Source organism: Streptomyces sp. LS1784 (assembly GCF_020103755.1).
GTDB lineage: Bacteria > Actinomycetota > Actinomycetes > Streptomycetales > Streptomycetaceae > Kitasatospora.
On the sequence record NZ_JAHSQD010000136.1, the window covers coordinates 1 to 16613 of the forward strand.

A 16613-nucleotide genomic window follows, 5' to 3' on the forward strand; every position below is an offset into this window, starting at 1 on the left:
CGAGCGGAGGCCGGGGCGGGCAGCAGCGAGTAGGAGCCGGCCGCCAGCCGGACCCGGTGCGGGGGGCGGCGGCGCTGGCGCTGGGCGGCGAGGTGGGCGCGGACCAGCTGGTCGCGGTCCTGGGCGGAGAGCCGGTCCGCGGGGCCGGCGATCACCGCGCCGGTCGGGGTGAGCACCCAGCAGTCCAGGTCGAGGTCGCCGCCGAGCAGGTCCAGCACCGCGTCCAGTCCGCCGCCGCCGGCCGCCGAGACCAGCAGGCGGTGCCGGTCGACCAGGGCGGCGAGGTCGGCCGCGCGGTCGGCGGAGACCTGGCGGCCGATGAACTCGGTCACGGTGCCGAAGGCGATGTCGTCGGGGACGGCGAGCAGCGGCATCCGGTGCCGGCGACAGGCCTCGACCAGGTCCTCGGGCACCGGGCCGACCTCGGCCTCGCCGGCGGCCAGGGCGACCGCGCCGCCGGCCGCGAGGGTGCGGACGAAGCGCTCGGAGTCGGCCGGGACGGTGCGCCAGAGCATGCCGGTGAGCACCAGTTCGCCGCCGTGCAGGTAGCGGCCCGGGTCCTGGAGGTCCGTCGTCATCACACCGCTGACCTGCCGGTCCAGCTCTTCCTCGGCCGCGAGCAGGCGCAGTCGCGGGGCGCCGGGGGCGAGCAGGTCACGGACGCGCATCCGCGGACTCCTTAACGGGGCTGGGGGGGGAGGGATGAAGGGGTAACGATAGGGCCTGGCCGAACGGGTGTGCGCGCGGGCCCGTAGCCCGCGCGTCACGGCCGGATTACGGTCGTAGGTAGCACCCGGTGAACACCTGGGCTGCGAGATTCTCCTCCTTAGAGGAACGTACAGGATGCCGGGCGGGCTCACAGCCGGGGCTTCATGCCATCGGTGACTGCCAGTGGGCCGCGTCACAGCGGTTCACTGGGCGACACGCCGCCGGACACCCGGCGGGCGACGACTTGAGGAGACACCCGCATGGAGTTTCTTCGGCCCGCCACCTGGGACGAGGCGCTCGCGGCGAAGGCCGAGTACCCGACCGCGCTGCCCGTCTCGGGCGGCACGGACGTCATGGTCGAACTGAACTTCGACGTGCACCGGCCATCCGCCATTCTCGACCTGAACCGCATCGCCGAACTCGCCGAATGGTCGAACGACGGCAGCGTCGTCAGGCTCGGCGCCGCGGTCCCGTACGCCCGGATCATCGCGGAGCTGTCCGCTCCGCTGCCCGGGCTGGCGCTGGCGGCCCGCACCGTCGGCTCGCCGCAGATCCGCAACCGCGGCAGCGTCGGCGGCAACCTCGGGGCGGCCTCTCCGGCCGGCGACTCGCACCCGGCGCTGCTGGCGGCCGGGCGGGACGTGTTCGTCGAGGCGGTCTCGGTGCGCGGCACCCGGCTGATTCCGATCGACGACTTCTACGTCGGGGTGAAGCGCAACAGCCTGGAGGCCGACGAGCTGATCCGGACCGTGCACATCCCGGTGGCGGACGGACCGCAGCAGTTCTCGAAGATCGGCACCCGCAACGCCATGGTGATCGCGGTCTGCGCGTTCGGCTTCGCCCTGCACCCCCGGAACGGAACCGTCGGCACCGGCATCGGCTCGGCCGCCCCCACGCCGCGGCGCGCCGTCGAGGCCGAGGAGTACCTCCAGAACGTGCTCGCCGAGCGCGGCCTGTGGGAGTCCGGGGAGCTGCTGGGCACCGAGGTGGTCCAGCGCTTCGGCGAGCTGGTGAAGGCCGCGGCCTCGCCGATCGACGACGTCCGGGGCACCGCCGACTACCGCCGGCACGCGCTCGCCGTGATGGCCCGCCGCACCCTCACCTGGACCTGGACCGACTACAGCAAGCAGATCAGGAGCGCGGCATGAGGGTCACTTTCACCGCCAACGGCAGGCCGGTCGAGGCCGACGACGTGTGGGAGGGCGAGAGCCTGCTGTACGTGCTGCGCGAGCGGGTCGGCCTGCCGGGCTCGAAGAACGCCTGCGAGCAGGGCGAGTGCGGCTCCTGCACGGTCTACCTGGACGGCGTCCCGGTCTGCTCCTGCCTGGTCGCGGCCGGCCAGGTGCAGGACCGCGAGGTGCGCACGGTCGAGGGCCTGAGCACGGAGGACGGCGAACTGGGCCTGGTCCAGCAGGCGTTCGTCGACGCCGGCGCCGTCCAGTGCGGCTTCTGCACCCCCGGCCTGCTGGTGCAGACCGACGCGCTGCTGGAGGACGACCCGCAGCCGAGCGACGACGACATCCGCGAGGCGCTGTCCGGCAACCTGTGCCGCTGCACCGGCTACGAGAAGATCATGGACGCGGTGCGGCTGGCTTCGGCCCGCAAGTGCGCGGGGAAGGCCGGTGCGGCGTGAACGAGCGGACCATCCAGCGGACCATCCAGGGGCAGAAGAACCTCCAGAACATCAACCAGGCGTCCAAGGACGGCATCGGCGGCTCGCCGCTGCGCCCGGACGGCAACCTGAAGGTCCGGGGCGAGTTCGCCTACTCCTCCGACCTGTGGCACGAGGACATGCTCTGGGGCACGGCACTGCGCTCGCCGCACCCCCGGGCGAACATCCTCTCGGTGGACATCTCCGAGGCGCTCAAGGTGCCCGGGGTGCACGCGGTGCTGACGCACGAGGACATCCCCGGTTCCAAGTACTACGGCCTGGAGATCCAGGACCAGCCGGCCCTGGCCATCGACAGGATCCGGTACCACGGCGAGGCGATCGCGCTGGTGGCCGCCGACCATCCGGAGACGGCCCGCCGCGCGGTGAAGAAGATCGCGGTCGAGTACGAGGTGCTCACCCCGATCGTCACCGAGGAGCAGTGCCTCGACCCGGAGACGCACGGGTACGTGCACGAGCCGCACGAGTACAAGTCCCATGCGCACGGCAACATCTGCCACGAGCAGAAGCTCGTCTCCGGCCTGGGCGTGACCGACGAGGTGCGGGCGCTGGCGGACGTGATCGTCAGCGGCGACTACGAGGTCGGCATGCAGGACCAGGCCTTCCTCGGCCCGGAGTCCGGCCTCGCGGTGCCCGCCGAGGACGGCGGCATCGACCTCTACGTCGCCACCCAGTGGCTGCACGTCGACCGCCAGCAGATGGCGCCGGTGCTCGACCTGCCGGAGGAGAAGATCCGGCTCACCCTGGCCGGCGTCGGCGGCGCGTTCGGCGGCCGCGAGGACCTGTCGATGCAGATCCACGCCTGCCTGCTGGCCCTGCACACCGGCAAGCCGGTCAAGATCGTCTACTCCCGGGACGAGTCCTTCTTCGGCCACGTGCACCGCCACCCGGCGCGGATGCACTACGAGCACGGCGCGACCCGGGACGGCAGGCTGGTCTTCGCCGACTGCCGGATCGTCCTGGACGGCGGCGCGTACGCCTCCGCCTCCCCCGCCGTGGTCGGCAACGCGGCCTCGCTCGGGCACGGCCCGTACGTGATCCCGAACGTGCGGATGCACGCCATCGCGCTGTACAGCAACAACCCGTCCTGCGGGGCGATGCGCGGCTTCGGCGCGGTGCAGGCGGCGTTCGGCTACGAGTCGCAGATGGACAAGCTGGCCGCCGAACTGGGCATGGACCCGGTGGAGTTGCGGCAGCTCAACGCGATGTCCGAAGGCGACTTCATGCCCACCGGCCAGCAGATCGACTCGCCCGCGCCGGTGGCCGAACTGCTCCGGCGGGCCAAGGAGATGCCGCTGCCGCCGCCGCTGGACACCGAGCACCCGGACCTGCGCCGGCTGCCCGGCGCGCTGTCCAACACCTCGCACGGCGAGGGGATCGTGCGCGGCGTCGGCTACTCGGTCGGCATCAAGAACGTCGGCTTCTCCGAGGGCTTCGACGACTACTCCACCGCCCGGGTGCGGCTGGAGGTGATCGGCGGCGAACCGGTCGCCGTGGTGCACACCGCGATGGCCGAGGTCGGCCAGGGCGGCGTCACCGTGCACGCCCAGATCGCCCGCACCGAGCTGGGCGTCGAGCAGGTCACCATCCATCCGGCCAACACCGAGGTGGGGTCGGCCGGTTCGACCTCCGCCTCGCGCCAGACGTACATGACCGGCGGCGCGGTGAAGCTGGCCGCCGAGGCGGTGCGCCGGGAGCTGCTCGACAGGGGCCGTCGGCGCTACGGCTGGACCCACGACGACCTGGCGCTGGCCGGCGGCAAGGTGGTCTCGAAGAGCGCCGGGGTGCTGGTCTCCATGGCCGACCTGCTCGGCGACGAGGCCGTCGACCTCACCCGCGAGCACCACCACCGGCCCACCCAGCCCTTCGACAAGGAGACCGGTCAGGGCTTCGGCCACGTCCAGTACAGCTTCTGCGCCAACCGTGCGGTGGTGGACGTGGACGTGGAGCTCGGCCTGGTCAAGGTGGTCGAGCTCACCGCCGTCCAGGACGTCGGCAAGGCGCTCAACCCGCTCTCCGTGGTCGGCCAGATCCAGGGCGGCTGCACCCAGGCCCTGGGCCTCGCGGTGATGGAGGAGATCATCGTGCGGGACGGCAAGGTGCGCAACGCCTCCTTCACCGACTACCTGATCCCCACCATCCTGGACACCCCGCCGATCCCGGTGGAGGTGCTCGAACTGCCCGACCCCAACGCGCCGTACGGGCTGCGCGGGGTCGGCGAGGCGCCGACAGTCTCGGCGACGCCGTCCATCGTGGCCGCCATCCGCAACGCCACCGGGCTGGCGCTCAACCGGATCCCGGTCCGGCCGGAGCACCTGACCACCGAACAGCCGGGCTGAGCGCCGAACCGCCGGGAACAGCCTGCCCGTCGGCACTCCCCCGGGGCGGTGACCGTCCTCCCCGCCGCCCCGGGGCACCCCCACCCCCACCTCCGCTGCCCTGCCCGCGCCGGGGTTCGCAGCGGTGCGCACCACGCTCGGATGCACCGCCGGCACTCCCCTCGTCTCGCGAGTGCCCCCAGTGAGTCGATACGTCCCCCTACGCCGCTTCGTTGACCGGCAGTCAGGTCGGCTCGCCCACCCCAACCCCCTTTGACACTTGGGAGTGGACATGACCAGGATCCCCACGGAGCCCGGCACCACCGAAGACAGACCCGTCGAGGACGACACCCACCCGTCGCCCCCGGCACCACGCCCCACCGGCGCACTGGACGCCTACTTCAAGATCTCGGCCCGGGGATCGACCCTCGCCGACGAACTGCGCGGTGGGCTCACCACCTTCATGGCGATGGCGTACATCATCCTGCTCAACCCGCTCATCCTGAGCGGCGCGGACGTCACCGGCGTCAAGCTGGACCACGCCGCGCTGACCACCGCCACCGCGCTGGCCGCCGCCGTCACCACCGTCCTGATGGGCCTGGTCGGCAATGTGCCGCTCGCCCTCGCCGCCGGGCTCTCGGTCTCCGGCGCGGTCTCCGCGCTGGTCGTCCCGCACACCACCTGGCCGCAGGCCATGGGCCTGTGCGTGATCTACGGCCTGCTGATCGTGCTGCTGGTGGTCTCCGGACTGCGCGAAAGGATCATGAACGGCATCCCGCTGCCACTCAAGCACGCCATCACCATCGGCATCGGCCTGTTCGTCACGGTGATCGGCCTCTACAAGGCCGGGTTCATGCACACCGGTGGTCCCACCCCGCTCTCGCTCGGCCCGACCGGCGAGCTGGCCGGCTGGCCGGTGCTGGTCTTCTGCGTCACCCTGCTGACGATCTTCGTGCTGATGGCGCGCGGCGTCCGCGGCGCGATCCTGATCGGCATCGCCGGCGGCACCGTGCTCGCGATGATCGTCAACAAGGCCGCGCACGTGCCGGCCGAGGCCTGGAAGAACTCGGTGCCGGTCTGGCCCGGCAGCCCGGTCTCCGCACCCGACTTCAGCCTGTTCGGCGACATCGACCTGTTCGGCGCGTTCGGCGGCCGCGGCATGGGCGCGATCAGCGCCTCGGTCGCGGTGTTCACCCTGGTGCTGGCCGGCTTCTTCGACGCGATGGCCACCATCATCGGCGTCGGCACCGAGGCCGGACTGGCCGACCGGCGGGGCCGGATGCCCGGGCTGTCCAAGGCGCTGTTCATCGACGGCGCGGGCGGCGCGGTCGGCGGCCTGGCGGGCGCCTCCGGGCAGACCGTCTTCGTCGAGTCCGCCACCGGCGTCGGCGACGGCGCCCGCACCGGGCTCGCCTCCACCGTCACCGGCGCCCTGTTCGCGCTGATGCTGTTCTTCTCGCCGATCGCCGGGATCGTCCCGGTCGAGGTGGCCTCGGCCGCCCTGGTGGTGATCGGCTCGATGATGATGAGCCAGGCCCGGCACATCGACTGGTCCGACCGGGAGGTGGCCGTCCCGGCCTTCCTCACCTGCGCGCTGATGCCGTTCACGTACAGCATCACCGCGGGCGTCGCGGCCGGCGTCATCTCGTACACCGCCATCAAGGCCGGGCTGGGGCGCCCGCGCGAGCCCGGGCCGCTGATGTGGATCCTCACCGCGGTGTTCGTGGTGTACTTCGCGATCACCCCGATCAAGTCCTGGCTGGGCGTGCACTAGCCGTCCGCACCGCCGGCCGGGCGCCGCCGCCGGCCGGGCGCCGCCGCACTGGGCACTACCGCCGCCGTACGGGATCGTTTCCCGTACGGCGGCGCCTCCCGCTACTGTCGAAACCGTGTAAGGAGCCTCCCTATGCAGGACATCGCCGAGCAGCTGCGGGCCTGGCACGCGTCCGGGCGCTCCTTCGCCGTGGCCACCGTGGTCGGCGTCTCCGGCAGCGCTCCGCGCGACCCCGGGGCGGCGCTGGCCGTGGACGCGGACGGCGAGGCGGTCGGCAGCATCTCCGGCGGATGCGTCGAGGGCGCGGTGTACGAGCTGTGCCAGGCCGCGATCGCGAGCGGCCGGCCGGTGCTGGAACGCTTCGGGTACAGCGACGAGGACGCCTTCGCGGTGGGTCTGACCTGCGGCGGCGTCCTGGACGTGTTCGTCCAGCCGGTGGTGCCGGGGGCCGACGCCGGGCTGGACGCCGGGATCGCGCACATCGCGGCCGGCACGCCGGTGGCGCTGGTGCGGGTGATCGCCGGGCCGGGCCGGATGGTCGGGGCCACGCTGGCCGTCACCGCCGACGGCGTCGCCGGCGTGCTCTCGCCGACGCCCTCGACGGTCGGCGGGCTGGAGCGGGCGATCGTCGCGCAGGCCCGGGCGATGCTGGAGGCCGGACGCACCGGCCGGCTCGTGCTCGGCCTGGACGGACGCCTCTGCGACGAGCACCGGCAGGGCACCGTCACCTGCTTCGTCGAATCGTACGTGCCCGCGCCGCGGATGCTGGTGTTCGGGGCGATCGACTTCGCGGCCGCGGTGGTGCGGATCGGAAAGTTCCTGGGCTACCACGTGACCGTCTGCGACGCCCGGCCGGTCTTCGCCACCGCCCGCCGCTTCCCCGAGGCCGACGAGGTGGCGGTCGACTGGCCGCACCGCTACCTGGACTCCCAGCTCGGCCGGATCGACGGGCGGACCGTGCTCTGCGTGCTCACGCACGACGCCAAGTTCGACATCCCGCTGCTGGAACGCGCCCTGCGGCTGCCGGTCGGCTACGTCGGCGCGATGGGCTCGCGCCGCACCCACCGGGACCGCGCGGCCCGGCTGCGCGAGGCGGGGCTCACCGAGGCCGAACTGGCCCGGCTGCGCTCCCCGATCGGGCTGGACCTCGGCTCGCGGACCCCGGAGGAGACGGCGGTCTCGGTCGCCGCCGAGATCATCGCCCACCGACGCGGCGGCAGCTGCCTGCCGCTGAGTGCCTCGGACGGGCCGATCCACCACGACGTGTCGCGAACGGCGACGGAGGGTGACACGGCGGGCGGCCCGACGCCCCGTACCCACGCGGCCTGAGCCGCACACGGCTCCGGCGCCGCTCACGTTGCGTGGCCACCGGCGCGACGGGCGGCCGGAGGTGCGGACCCGCCCCGAGCCCGGGGAAGGAGCAGGGATCACGCGTGCCCTGCCGGAGGTCGCCACCGGGGCCCGGGCGACGGCCTCGGTCAGGCGGTCAGTCGGTCAGTCGGTCAGTCGGTCAGTCGGTCAGCGCCAGCTTCACGCCGAAGCCCACCACGACCGCGCCGGTCACCCGGTCCATCAGCCGCCGGGCGGCCGGCCGGCGCAGCCAGCCGCGCAGCACCTGGGCGAAGCCCACCAGGACGGTCGACCAGAGCAGGCCCTCCACGACGTGTACGCAGGTCAGCGCCACACCGGCGACGAAGTGCGGGGCGCCGGCCGGGATGAACTGCGGCAGCACGGCCACGTAGAAGACCCCGACCTTGGGGTTCAGCAGGTTGGTCAGCGTGCCCCGCCGCCAGCCGTGCGCGAACCCGCCGTCCTCCGGCTCCTCCTCGGCCGCCGCCTCGCCGCCCCGCTTGCGCAGCATCCCGATGCCCATCCACACCAGGTACGCGGCGCCCGCCCAGCGCAGGATCTCGTACGCCACCTGCGAGGCGGTCAGCAGCGCCGTCACCCCGGCCGAGGTCAGCGTCCCCCAGAGCAGTGTCCCGGTCTGGATCCCCAGCACGACCCCCCACGCCTGCCGTCGGCGCCCCAGGGCCGAGGTCCGCAGGATCAGCGCGGTGTCGAGCCCGGGCGTGAGCGTGAGCAGCCCCACGACAAGGGCGAAGGACCACAGGGCCGTCGTCATCTCCATGGGCCTCGATGCTCTCACAGCCCCGGGCGGCGCTGCGGGCCACCCGGGGCGTATCTGCCGGCGACCGGGTCAGGTGACGTTGAGGCGGGCGGCGAGGCGGAGGAGGCCGGGGCTGAGCCGGGAGAGCAGTCGGGCGGCCTTGGCCTCGGGGGTGACGGGGACCACGGGCCTGCCGGTGCGGACCGCGGTGAGGATGGCGGTGGCGACCTTCTCCGGCGGGAAGCCGCGGCGGGCGTAGAGCTTCGCGGCGCGGGCCTGCTTGGCGGCCTGTTCGGTGGAGGTGGTGGCGGAGAAGGTGGAGGTGCGGGTGATGTTGGTGTTGACGATGCCGGGGCAGATGGTGGAGACGCCGATGCCGTGGCCGACCAACTCGGCGCGCAGGCAGTCGGAGAGCATGAACACCGCGGCCTTGCTGGTGGCGTAGGCGGTGAGCGCCTTGGAGGGCAGGTAGGCCGCGGCGGAGGAGACGTTGACGATGTGGCCGCCCTGGCCGCGGTCGGCCATCAGGGTGCCGAAGGCGCGGCAGCCGTGGATCACGCCCCAGAGGTTGACGTCCAGGACCCGCTGCCACTCCTTCTCGGTGGTCTGCAGGAACGTCCCGGAGTGGCCGATGCCCGCGTTGTTGACCATCACGTCGGGCACCCCGTACTCGGCGGCGACGGTCTGTGCGAAGGCGTCCATCGCGGCGCCGTCGGAGACGTCCACCCGGTGGGCGTGTGCCTTCGGACCGATCAGCGAGGCCAGCTCGGCGGTGCGCTCGGCAGCCGCGAGGTCGAGGTCGCAGACCACCACCCGGGCACCGTCCTCGGCGAAGGCGAGCGCGGTGGCCCGGCCGATGCCGCTGCCGCCGCCGGTGACCACGACCAGCCGGCCGTCGCCCTCGGCCGGTCGGGACCGCCCCTCGTCGATGCGGGCGGTGAACTCGCGGACCAGTCCGGCCACGGTGGCTCCCTTCTCCAGCAGCGCCGACCAGTGGCCGGCGTGCAGCGTCCTGCGGGTCAGGTCGCTCACCCAGCGCTCCAGTCCCTCGGAGAGGTAGGTGCCGACGTACCGGTCCCGGGTGAGGGTGATCAGCTGGACCGGCACCTCGGTCCGCCGTTCGCGCGGACGGCCCAGGGTGGGGCGGAAGTTGGCCCGGTACAGCTCGATGCCGCGGACCGCGTCGCGGCGCAGGGTGGGCTGCGGGTGGTCGGCGCGCGGGGTGACGTGCTCCAGGTCGCGCAGCACCCGCGGCCAGGCCCGGGCCAGGCCGAGGCGCCAGATGCCGGGGGCGAGGTAGGGCAGGTGGAAGGCGGTGATGTACCAGGAGTGCAGGCCCTGGTGCAGCAGCTGCCCCAGGTGGCGCGGGGTGGGGCGGCGCAGCCGGTGGCGCAGCCAGTGGCCCATGTGGTCCAGGCTGGGGCCGGACAGGGTGGTGTACGAGGCGATCCGGCGCTCGGCGCCGGGTGCGGTGACGGCCTCCCAGGACTGGATCGAGCCCCAGTCGTGGGCGAGCAGGTGCACCGGGCGGTCCGGGCTGACGGCGTCGGCGACGGCGAACAGGTCCTCGGCGAGCTGCTCCAGGCGGTAGCCGGACCGGTCGGCGGGGGCGGCCGACTCGCCGGCGCCGCGCACGTCGTAGCGGACCACGTGGTGGTCGCGGGCGAGGTCGGCGGCGATGTCGTCCCAGACGGCGTGGGAGTCGGGGTAGCCGTGCACAAGGAGGACGGTGGGGGCGCCCGGGTCGCCCTGCTCGAAGACGGCGAGCGCGAGGCCGCCGGAGTGGACGGTGCGGCGGCGGACCGGGGGCGCCGCCGGGCGCTTCGTCCGGCTGGTCGTCGGGTGCGTCATCGGGTGGCCTCCAGGGTGGTCGGCTCGGCAGCGGTCGGCTCGGTGGCGGCCCGCTCGGTGGTCGGCTCGACGGCAGTCTGCCCGGTGGCGGTCTGCTCGGCGGTGGTCGGCTCGACGGTGGTCGGCTCGACGGCAGTCTGCCCGGCGGTGGCGGTCCAACGGCGGACGTGCGGCAGGTCGTCGTCGAGCCAGTAGGCGTCGTCCTCGGTGACCACCAGCAGCTCCTCGAACTTGATGCCCACGCCGCGGAAGCCGATGTGCGGCTCGACCGCCCACAGGCCCGGGGTGGGCGCGTGCCGGGAGGAGCGACCGTCCGCCCAGAGCGGCGAACGGCCGTGCAGGCGTTCGGAGATGAGCTCGCGGCCGAGGGTCTGGAGGGTGCGCACGCCGAAGCCGAAGACGTTCACCCCGGCCGGGCCGCGCGCGGTGTTGCGGGTGACCTGATGGCCGATCACCCGGCCCGGGTAGACCTGGTGGCGGTTGTCGTAGCCGTGCGCGGCGAGCTGGGCGTCCACCGCGGCGTACACCTCGGCGAGCGGCTTGCGGGCCCGCACCTCGACGAGGATCAGCTCGCGGTAGACCTTCAGGTCGGCGGCCAGGCGGTCCCAGACCCGGTTCTCGCCGACCTTGCCGCCGTAGCCGATGTCGGCGGTGTAGCCGTCCACCACGGGCGCGCAGTCCAGTACGTACGGCATGCCCTCCTCCAGCCGTCGGTTGCCGGCGAAGAACTGCAGCGGGGTGCGGAAGTGCCGGAACGCCGTCCGGTCGCCGAACCAGGCGAAGGGGACGTGGAAGAAGTCCTGGACCCCGGCGGCGACCAGGCGGCGGCGCAGCTCGGCAGTGGCCTGCCGCTCGGTGACGCCGGGTTCGATCCAGGCGGCGACCTGTTCGGCGCAGTCGTAGGCGAGCTGCTGGGTCTCGCGGAAGCGGGCGAGGTCGCGCTCGGTGTAGCGGAAGGCGGGGGTCGCTTTCGCCATGGCAGGACTCCTTCTAGAGGTCGAGCACGAGGGTCTCGCCCTCGGCGGCCCGGGAGACACAGGGCAGCAGGGCGCCGGCGGCACGCTGCTCGGGGGTGAGGCGGCGGTCCCGGTGGTCGGGCGAGCCGGCCAGCACGCGGACCTCGCAGGTGCCGCAGAAGCCCTGGTGGCAGGAGTACGGGAGGTCCGGTCGGGTCTCGCGCAGCACGTCCAGGGCGGAACGGTCGGCGGGGACGTCGAGGGTGGGGCCTTCGGTGCCGAGGCGGACGGTGAACGGCTCACCGCCGGTGACCGGGGCGGCGCCGAAGCGCTCGAAGTGCAGGGAGGCGGCCGGGGAACCGTCCAGGGCACGCTGCACGGCGGCGAGCATCGGGGCCGGCCCGCAGCAGTAGACGGCGGCGCCACGCGGGGCGAGGGCGAGCAGCTCCGGGCCGGTGGGGACGCCGCCGTGCTCGTCGTCGGTGCGCAGCACCACCCGGTGCGGGTCGAGGGCGCGCAGCTCGTCCGTGTACGGGAGGGTGTCGGCGCTGCGGCCGACGTGCACCAGGCGCCAGTCCAGGCCGTGCCGCTGCGCCTCGCGGGCCATCGGGAGCAGCGGGGTGATGCCGATGCCGCCTGCCAGCAGGAGGACGGCGGGCTCGGCGCAGAAGGCGAAGCCGTTGCGCGGGCGGCGGGCGGTGAGCCGGGTGCCGGGGTACAGCGCGTCGTGGACCTCGACGGACCCGCCGCCGCCCTCGGGCAGCCGCCGGACGGCGATGGAGTAGGCGGTGCGGTCGGCCGGGTCGCCGCTGAGGGAGTAGTGGCGCTCGCGGCCGGAGGGCAGGGCGAGGCGCAGGTGGGCGCCGGGCTGCCAGCCGGGCAGCGGGCCGCCGGAGGGGTCGACGAGTATCAACTCGATGACGTCGGCGGTCAGTTGGCGGCGCTCGGCGACGACCAGCCGGAGCGGCTGAGTGGGGCGGCTGAGCGGCCGGCGGGGGTTGCGGCGCAGCAGCGGGCCGCCGAGGGCCGGGGAGTACCGGTCGCCGAAGGCGGTGAGCCATCGGATGAAGCCGTCGGCGCGGGGGCGGCCGTAGAGGTCGGGGGGTGGGGTGAGCAGGTCCATCCGGCGGGATCCTTGGGCGTCGGGAGAGGGCGGGCGGCGGGTGGCGGGGAGCGGGTGACAGGTTTCAGACGTCAGACTTCGGAGTCCGGCGAACAGAGTTCAGCGAACAGATAACGTTTTCTGTTCGCTGAACTCTGAACTCCAAACTCTGAACTCTGAACCCCGTCACCCGTCAGCCGCGCCCGGCGGCCGCACGGGCGGCCGGGGAGGTGGCGAGGTAGCCCAGCGCCTGGCTGGACGAGCCCTCCTGGGTCGGGTGGTAGCCCGGCCGCAGGTAGCGCAGCCCGGAGCGGATCGACTTGACCGGGTCCGGCAGCAGTCCGCGCCTGGCGATCCGGCCCGCCTCCCGCCAGGTGGGCTTGAGCCGCCCCTTCAGGGTGGGGTCGGCGGCGAGCAGGAAGCGGGCGCCGCGCACCCAGAGGTGGACCAGCAGCGGCCCGGAGAACACCATCCCGCGCACCCGGCGCAGGTAGCCCGGGTCCAGGTGCACCATCAGGTCGTAGGCGACACTGCGGTGCTCGACCTCCTCCGCGCCGTGCCAGCGCAGCAGGTCCAGCATGGTCGGGTCGGCCTTGGCCCGGTCCAGGCCCGGGGAGTTGAGCGCCCAGTTGCCGAGGAAGGCGGTGAAGTGCTCGATTGCCGCGATGAAGGCGACCCGCTCGATGAGGTTCTCCCGTCGCCGGGCCGGCGTCAGCCCCGGCTTGTCGCCGAGGACGCGCCGGAACAGCCAGGAGATCTGCCGGACGTACGGCCGCGGGTCGAGCCCCTGGCCGAGCAGGTGGTCCAGGACCTCCTGGTGCGCCTCGGCGTGAATGGCCTCCTGCCCGATGAACCCAAGGACCTCCTCGCGCAGTTGCTCGTCCCGGATGAGCGGCAGCGCCTCCTTGAACACCTTGACGAACCACCGCTCCCCCTCCGGCAGCAGCAGGTGCAGCACGTTGATGACGTGGGTGGCCATCGGCTCGTCAGGGATCCAGTGCAGCGGCAGCTGGGCCCATTCGAAGTGGACGTCCCGGGGCTCCAGGACGAGGCCGTCGTGCACGCGCGCCGCGGGGGCGGCGAGGGCGGGGACGGGGGCGGAACGGGGCATGGCAGGCCCTCCTGACCTGGGGGCGGCGGCTCGGCTCAGGGAAACGTACTCGCGGGTAGCCCCCGGGACAAGGGCCTCGGCGAGTCTTATCGACATCGAGTCTAATAAGTGCCGCACACCGGCGGCCACCGCGGGAAACGCGCGAAGCCCCGCCGACTTCCCGGCAGGGCTTCCTCGAACTCATGTGCGCGGTCGTCGGCCGGCCGTCAGACCGCCATCGCCAGCATCAGCGGCGCCGCCCGGGCCGCGAGCAGCTCCGCGGCGGCCTTCAGTTTGTGGATGTTGTCCACCGGCATCGAGGTGGCCAGGCAGCCGACCGTGCTGCCCGCCGTGATCGGCACGGCCGCGCACACCGTGCCCAGCGCGTACTCCTGGATGTCCAGCACCGGCACCGTGGCCGGCTGTCGCTCCAGCCGGTGCATCAGCTGGTCGGCGTCGGTGACGGTGTGGGAGGTGAGCCGGGCGACCGGGTGCCGGGAGAGGTGGTCGCGCCGGCCGTCCGCGTCCAGCTGGCTGAGCAGGCACTTGCCGATCGCGCTGGCGTGCGCGGTGGCCCGGAAGTCCACCCATTCCTGCACGGCCGGCGCGCAGTCGGCGGCCGAGACCGCCTCCACCGTCAACTCACCGTCGTGGTACCGGCTGAAGTACACCGCGGCACCCAACTCGTCCCGGAGTTCGGCGAGCTTGCGGTCGAGTCGGGCCTTCACCAGCTGCTCCCGGTTGTGCTGGCCGAGCAGGGCGAAGGTGCCGCCCAGCAGCCAACCCCCGTCCTGACACTGGAGGTAGCCCTCGACCTCCAGGATCTCGGCGAGCCGACGCACGGTCGGAAGCCCGAGCGAGGTCTCCCTGGCGAGGGACACCAGGGTGGCGCCGTCGGGGTGGCGGTCGACCGCCTCCAGCAGTCTGAGGGCGTGCTGGAGGGAGGTGAGCGGGCCCATCAGACCCTGGTCCAGCGCGGCGTGACGACCCGGGGCTGGTGTCGACATGTCGTCCCCTTCCGATGTCCCCCCACGGAGCGACCGCGGGCACCCACCAGCGTATCGACCCAGCGGCTCCGACGGCTGCCGTCCGTACATATCCGTGGACGTTCCGTGCAGAAGCCGCCGGGCCGTTGACGGACTGCGAGTCCCTCGACGGCAGGACCCCGCCGTTCTGGACCGCCATGGTCCGGGGGGCGAACCAGCCGGTCGCCGCGCGCGGGTACGTCCGGTTCCCGGACGGCCGGGCCCGGACGATCACCGCCGGAACCGGCTGACGTCGGCGACACCACGACGGGCCCCGTCCCACTGCCCCGGTGGAAGGGCCCGTCGTGCGGGAGGTGTCAGCTCTCGTCGCCCGCCCGCAGCTTGGCGACGGCGGCGGCCAGCCGGGCGCCGTACTCCTCGTCCGCAGCGTGGAAGTGGGCGAGGTTCTTCTCCACCACGTCGTCACGCGAGACCTGCGCCAGGAAGCCCGCGATGTTGTCGATCAGGCGGGTCCTCTCACCTGCGGACATCAGCCGGTACAGCTCGCCGGCCTGGAAGAAGTCGTCGTCCTTGGTGTGCGCCGGGGTGGTGTAGGTGCCGGTGTGGCCCGCCACCGCGACCGGCGTGGCCAGTACGTCGCCGGTCTGGGCAGGGCCGTCGTACGAGTTGGGCTCGTAGTTCTTGCCGCGACCGGCGCTGTTGGCGGCCATGTAGCCGTCCCGGCCGTAGTTGGCGGCCTCGGTGGCGCGCGGGGCGTTCACCGGCAGCTGGGTGTGGTTGACGCCGAGGCGGTAGCGCTGGGCGTCCGCGTAGGCGAACAGGCGGCCCTGGAGCATCTTGTCCGGGGACGGGCCGGTGCCGGGCACGAAGTTGTTCGGCGAGAACGCGGCCTGCTCGACCTCGGCGAAGACGTTCTCCGGGTTCCTGTTGAGTACCAGGCGGCCGACCTTGACCAGCGGGTAGTCGATGTGCGGCCACACCTTGGTGAGGTCGAAGGGGTTGAAGCGGTAGTCCGCGGCCTCGGCGACCGGCATCAGCTGGACGTAGAGGGTCCAGGACGGGAACACCCCGCGCTCGATGGCCTGGTGGAGGTCGCGCTGGTGCGAGTCGGCGTCTCCGCCGACCGTCTCGGCGGCCTGGGCGCCGTCCAGGCAGCGGATGCCCTGGTTGGTCTTGAAGTGGTACTTCACCCAGTACGCGTCGCCGTCGGCGTTGACCCACTGGTAGGTGTGCGAGCCGTAGCCGTTCATGTGGCGGTACGAGGCGGGGATGCCGCGGTCGCCGAACAGCCAGGTGATCTGGTGGGTCGAGGCCGGCGAGTGGGCCCAGAAGTCCCAGACGTTGTCCGCCTCCTGCACGCCGGTGTACGGGTCGCGCTTCTGCGAGTGGATGAAGTCGGGAAACTTGATCGGGTCCTTGATGAAGAACACCGGGGTGTTGTTGCCGACGAGGTCGTAGTTGCCCTCCTCGGTGTAGAACTTCACCGCGAACCCGCGCGGGTCGCGCACCGCGTCGCTCGCGCCCAGGTTGCCGGCCACGGTGGAGAAGCGCAGGAAGACCTCGGTGCGCTTGCCGACCTCGGAGAGGAAGCCCGCCCGGGTGTACCGCGCGACCTCGTCGGTGACCTCGAAGTAGCCGTACGCACCGGAGCCGCGGGCGTGCACCACGCGCTCCGGGATGCGCTCGCGGTTGAACCGGGCCAGCTTCTCCAGCAGCTGCTGGTCCTGGATCAGCAGCGGGCCGTACTCGCCGGCCGATGCCGAGTTCTGGTTGTCGGCGACCGGGGCGCCGGACTCCGTGGTCAGGATCTTGGACATGGAGGGTCCTTCAGGTGTCGATAACGGCGGTGCGTGGAGAGTGATGTGACGTGACGTGACGTGACGTGACGTCAAATTCGGCACCGAGGAGCGCCGAGGAGCGCCGAGGAGATGGCGGTGGCGGCCGGTCAGTTGCCGAACAGGCTCCGGACGACGGTCTCGGCCGCGGCCGGCCCGGCCGCCGGGCGGGCGGCGGTCAGCGCGGCGGCCTCGTCGGCGCCGAGCCCGGCCC

Annotated in this window: 13 protein-coding genes; 5 read left to right on the forward strand and 8 right to left on the reverse strand. The window is 72.9% G+C overall.

Features of this window, described 5'->3' with window-relative positions; all coding sequences use genetic code 11:
- The coding region (locus tag KS423_RS17840) for a PucR family transcriptional regulator ligand-binding domain-containing protein (RefSeq protein ID WP_224280508.1) at positions 1-668 on the reverse strand (668 nt) is incomplete at its 3' end.
- Positions 669-968: 300 nt separating this feature from the next.
- On the opposite strand from KS423_RS17840, the gene KS423_RS17845 reads away from it, so the two are divergent.
- The 5 genes from KS423_RS17845 to KS423_RS17865 all read left to right on the forward strand — a co-directional run bounded on the left by KS423_RS17845 (position 969) and on the right by KS423_RS17865 (position 7798).
- Positions 969-1856: a xanthine dehydrogenase family protein subunit M gene (locus KS423_RS17845; protein ID WP_224277653.1), complete on the forward strand. Its 888-nt coding sequence runs from the start codon at positions 969-971 to the stop codon at positions 1854-1856.
- Entirely contained in the window at positions 1853-2341 is a 489-nt protein-coding gene (locus KS423_RS17850) for a (2Fe-2S)-binding protein (RefSeq protein ID WP_224277655.1), read from the forward strand. Before KS423_RS17845 ends, KS423_RS17850 begins: the two co-directional genes overlap by 4 nt.
- Before the next feature lie 23 nt (positions 2342-2364).
- Positions 2365-4716 (forward strand): xanthine dehydrogenase subunit D, encoded by a 2352-nt coding sequence (gene pucD / locus KS423_RS17855; RefSeq protein WP_224277676.1) that lies wholly within the window; start codon positions 2365-2367, stop codon positions 4714-4716.
- Between the two features lie 271 nt (positions 4717-4987).
- Positions 4988-6469: an NCS2 family permease gene (locus KS423_RS17860; RefSeq protein WP_224277657.1), complete on the forward strand. Its 1482-nt coding sequence runs from the start codon at positions 4988-4990 to the stop codon at positions 6467-6469.
- 132 nt (positions 6470-6601) lie between these two features.
- On the forward strand, positions 6602-7798 hold the full coding sequence (locus tag KS423_RS17865) for an XdhC/CoxI family protein (RefSeq protein WP_224277659.1): 1197 nt from the start codon (positions 6602-6604) through the stop codon (positions 7796-7798).
- 181 nt (positions 7799-7979) lie between these two features.
- On the opposite strand, the gene KS423_RS17870 is transcribed toward KS423_RS17865, so the two are convergent.
- The 7 genes from KS423_RS17870 to KS423_RS17900 all read right to left on the reverse strand — a co-directional run bounded on the left by KS423_RS17870 (position 7980) and on the right by KS423_RS17900 (position 16381).
- Entirely contained in the window at positions 7980-8600 is a 621-nt protein-coding gene (locus tag KS423_RS17870; RefSeq protein WP_224277661.1) for a LysE family translocator, read from the reverse strand.
- 69 nt (positions 8601-8669) lie between these two features.
- A complete protein-coding gene (locus KS423_RS17875; RefSeq protein WP_224277663.1) occupies positions 8670-10430 on the reverse strand; it encodes an SDR family oxidoreductase in 1761 nt (586 codons plus the stop codon).
- Positions 10427-11407, reverse strand: coding sequence for a M24 family metallopeptidase (locus KS423_RS17880; RefSeq protein ID WP_224277665.1), 981 nt, complete (start codon positions 11405-11407; stop codon positions 10427-10429). The genes KS423_RS17875 and KS423_RS17880 overlap by 4 nt, the downstream gene beginning before the upstream one ends.
- 13 nt (positions 11408-11420) lie before the next feature.
- On the reverse strand, positions 11421-12509 hold the full coding sequence (locus tag KS423_RS17885; RefSeq protein WP_224277667.1) for a PDR/VanB family oxidoreductase: 1089 nt from the start codon (positions 12507-12509) through the stop codon (positions 11421-11423).
- Between the two features lie 172 nt (positions 12510-12681).
- Complete coding sequence (locus KS423_RS17890) at positions 12682-13599, reverse strand: metal-dependent hydrolase (RefSeq protein WP_224277670.1); 918 nt, start codon at positions 13597-13599, stop codon at positions 12682-12684.
- Between the two features lie 206 nt (positions 13600-13805).
- Positions 13806-14585, reverse strand: coding sequence for an IclR family transcriptional regulator (locus KS423_RS17895; RefSeq protein ID WP_374119936.1), 780 nt, complete (start codon positions 14583-14585; stop codon positions 13806-13808).
- Between the two features lie 335 nt (positions 14586-14920).
- A complete protein-coding gene (locus KS423_RS17900) occupies positions 14921-16381 on the reverse strand; it encodes a catalase (protein ID WP_224280510.1) in 1461 nt (486 codons plus the stop codon).
- Between the last annotated feature and the right edge of the window lie 232 nt (positions 16382-16613).

Excerpts from the sequence above, each read along its gene's own strand:
- KS423_RS17845 (WP_224277653.1), top strand. The coding sequence starts at position 969 with ATGGAGTTTCTTCGGCCCGCCACCTGGGACGAGGCGCTCGCGGCGAAG.
- KS423_RS17850 (WP_224277655.1), top strand. The coding sequence starts at position 1,853 with ATGAGGGTCACTTTCACCGCCAACGGCAGGCCGGTCGAGGCCGACGAC.
- KS423_RS17860 (WP_224277657.1), top strand. The coding sequence starts at position 4,988 with ATGACCAGGATCCCCACGGAGCCCGGCACCACCGAAGACAGACCCGTC.
- KS423_RS17865 (WP_224277659.1), top strand. The coding sequence starts at position 6,602 with ATGCAGGACATCGCCGAGCAGCTGCGGGCCTGGCACGCGTCCGGGCGC.
- KS423_RS17870 (WP_224277661.1), bottom strand. The coding sequence starts at position 8,600 with ATGGAGATGACGACGGCCCTGTGGTCCTTCGCCCTTGTCGTGGGGCTG.
- KS423_RS17875 (WP_224277663.1), bottom strand. The coding sequence starts at position 10,430 with ATGACGCACCCGACGACCAGCCGGACGAAGCGCCCGGCGGCGCCCCCG.
- KS423_RS17880 (WP_224277665.1), bottom strand. The coding sequence starts at position 11,407 with ATGGCGAAAGCGACCCCCGCCTTCCGCTACACCGAGCGCGACCTCGCC.
- KS423_RS17885 (WP_224277667.1), bottom strand. The coding sequence starts at position 12,509 with ATGGACCTGCTCACCCCACCCCCCGACCTCTACGGCCGCCCCCGCGCC.
- KS423_RS17890 (WP_224277670.1), bottom strand. The coding sequence starts at position 13,599 with ATGCCCCGTTCCGCCCCCGTCCCCGCCCTCGCCGCCCCCGCGGCGCGC.
- KS423_RS17895 (WP_374119936.1), bottom strand. The coding sequence starts at position 14,585 with ATGTCGACACCAGCCCCGGGTCGTCACGCCGCGCTGGACCAGGGTCTG.
- KS423_RS17900 (WP_224280510.1), bottom strand. The coding sequence starts at position 16,381 with ATGTCCAAGATCCTGACCACGGAGTCCGGCGCCCCGGTCGCCGACAAC.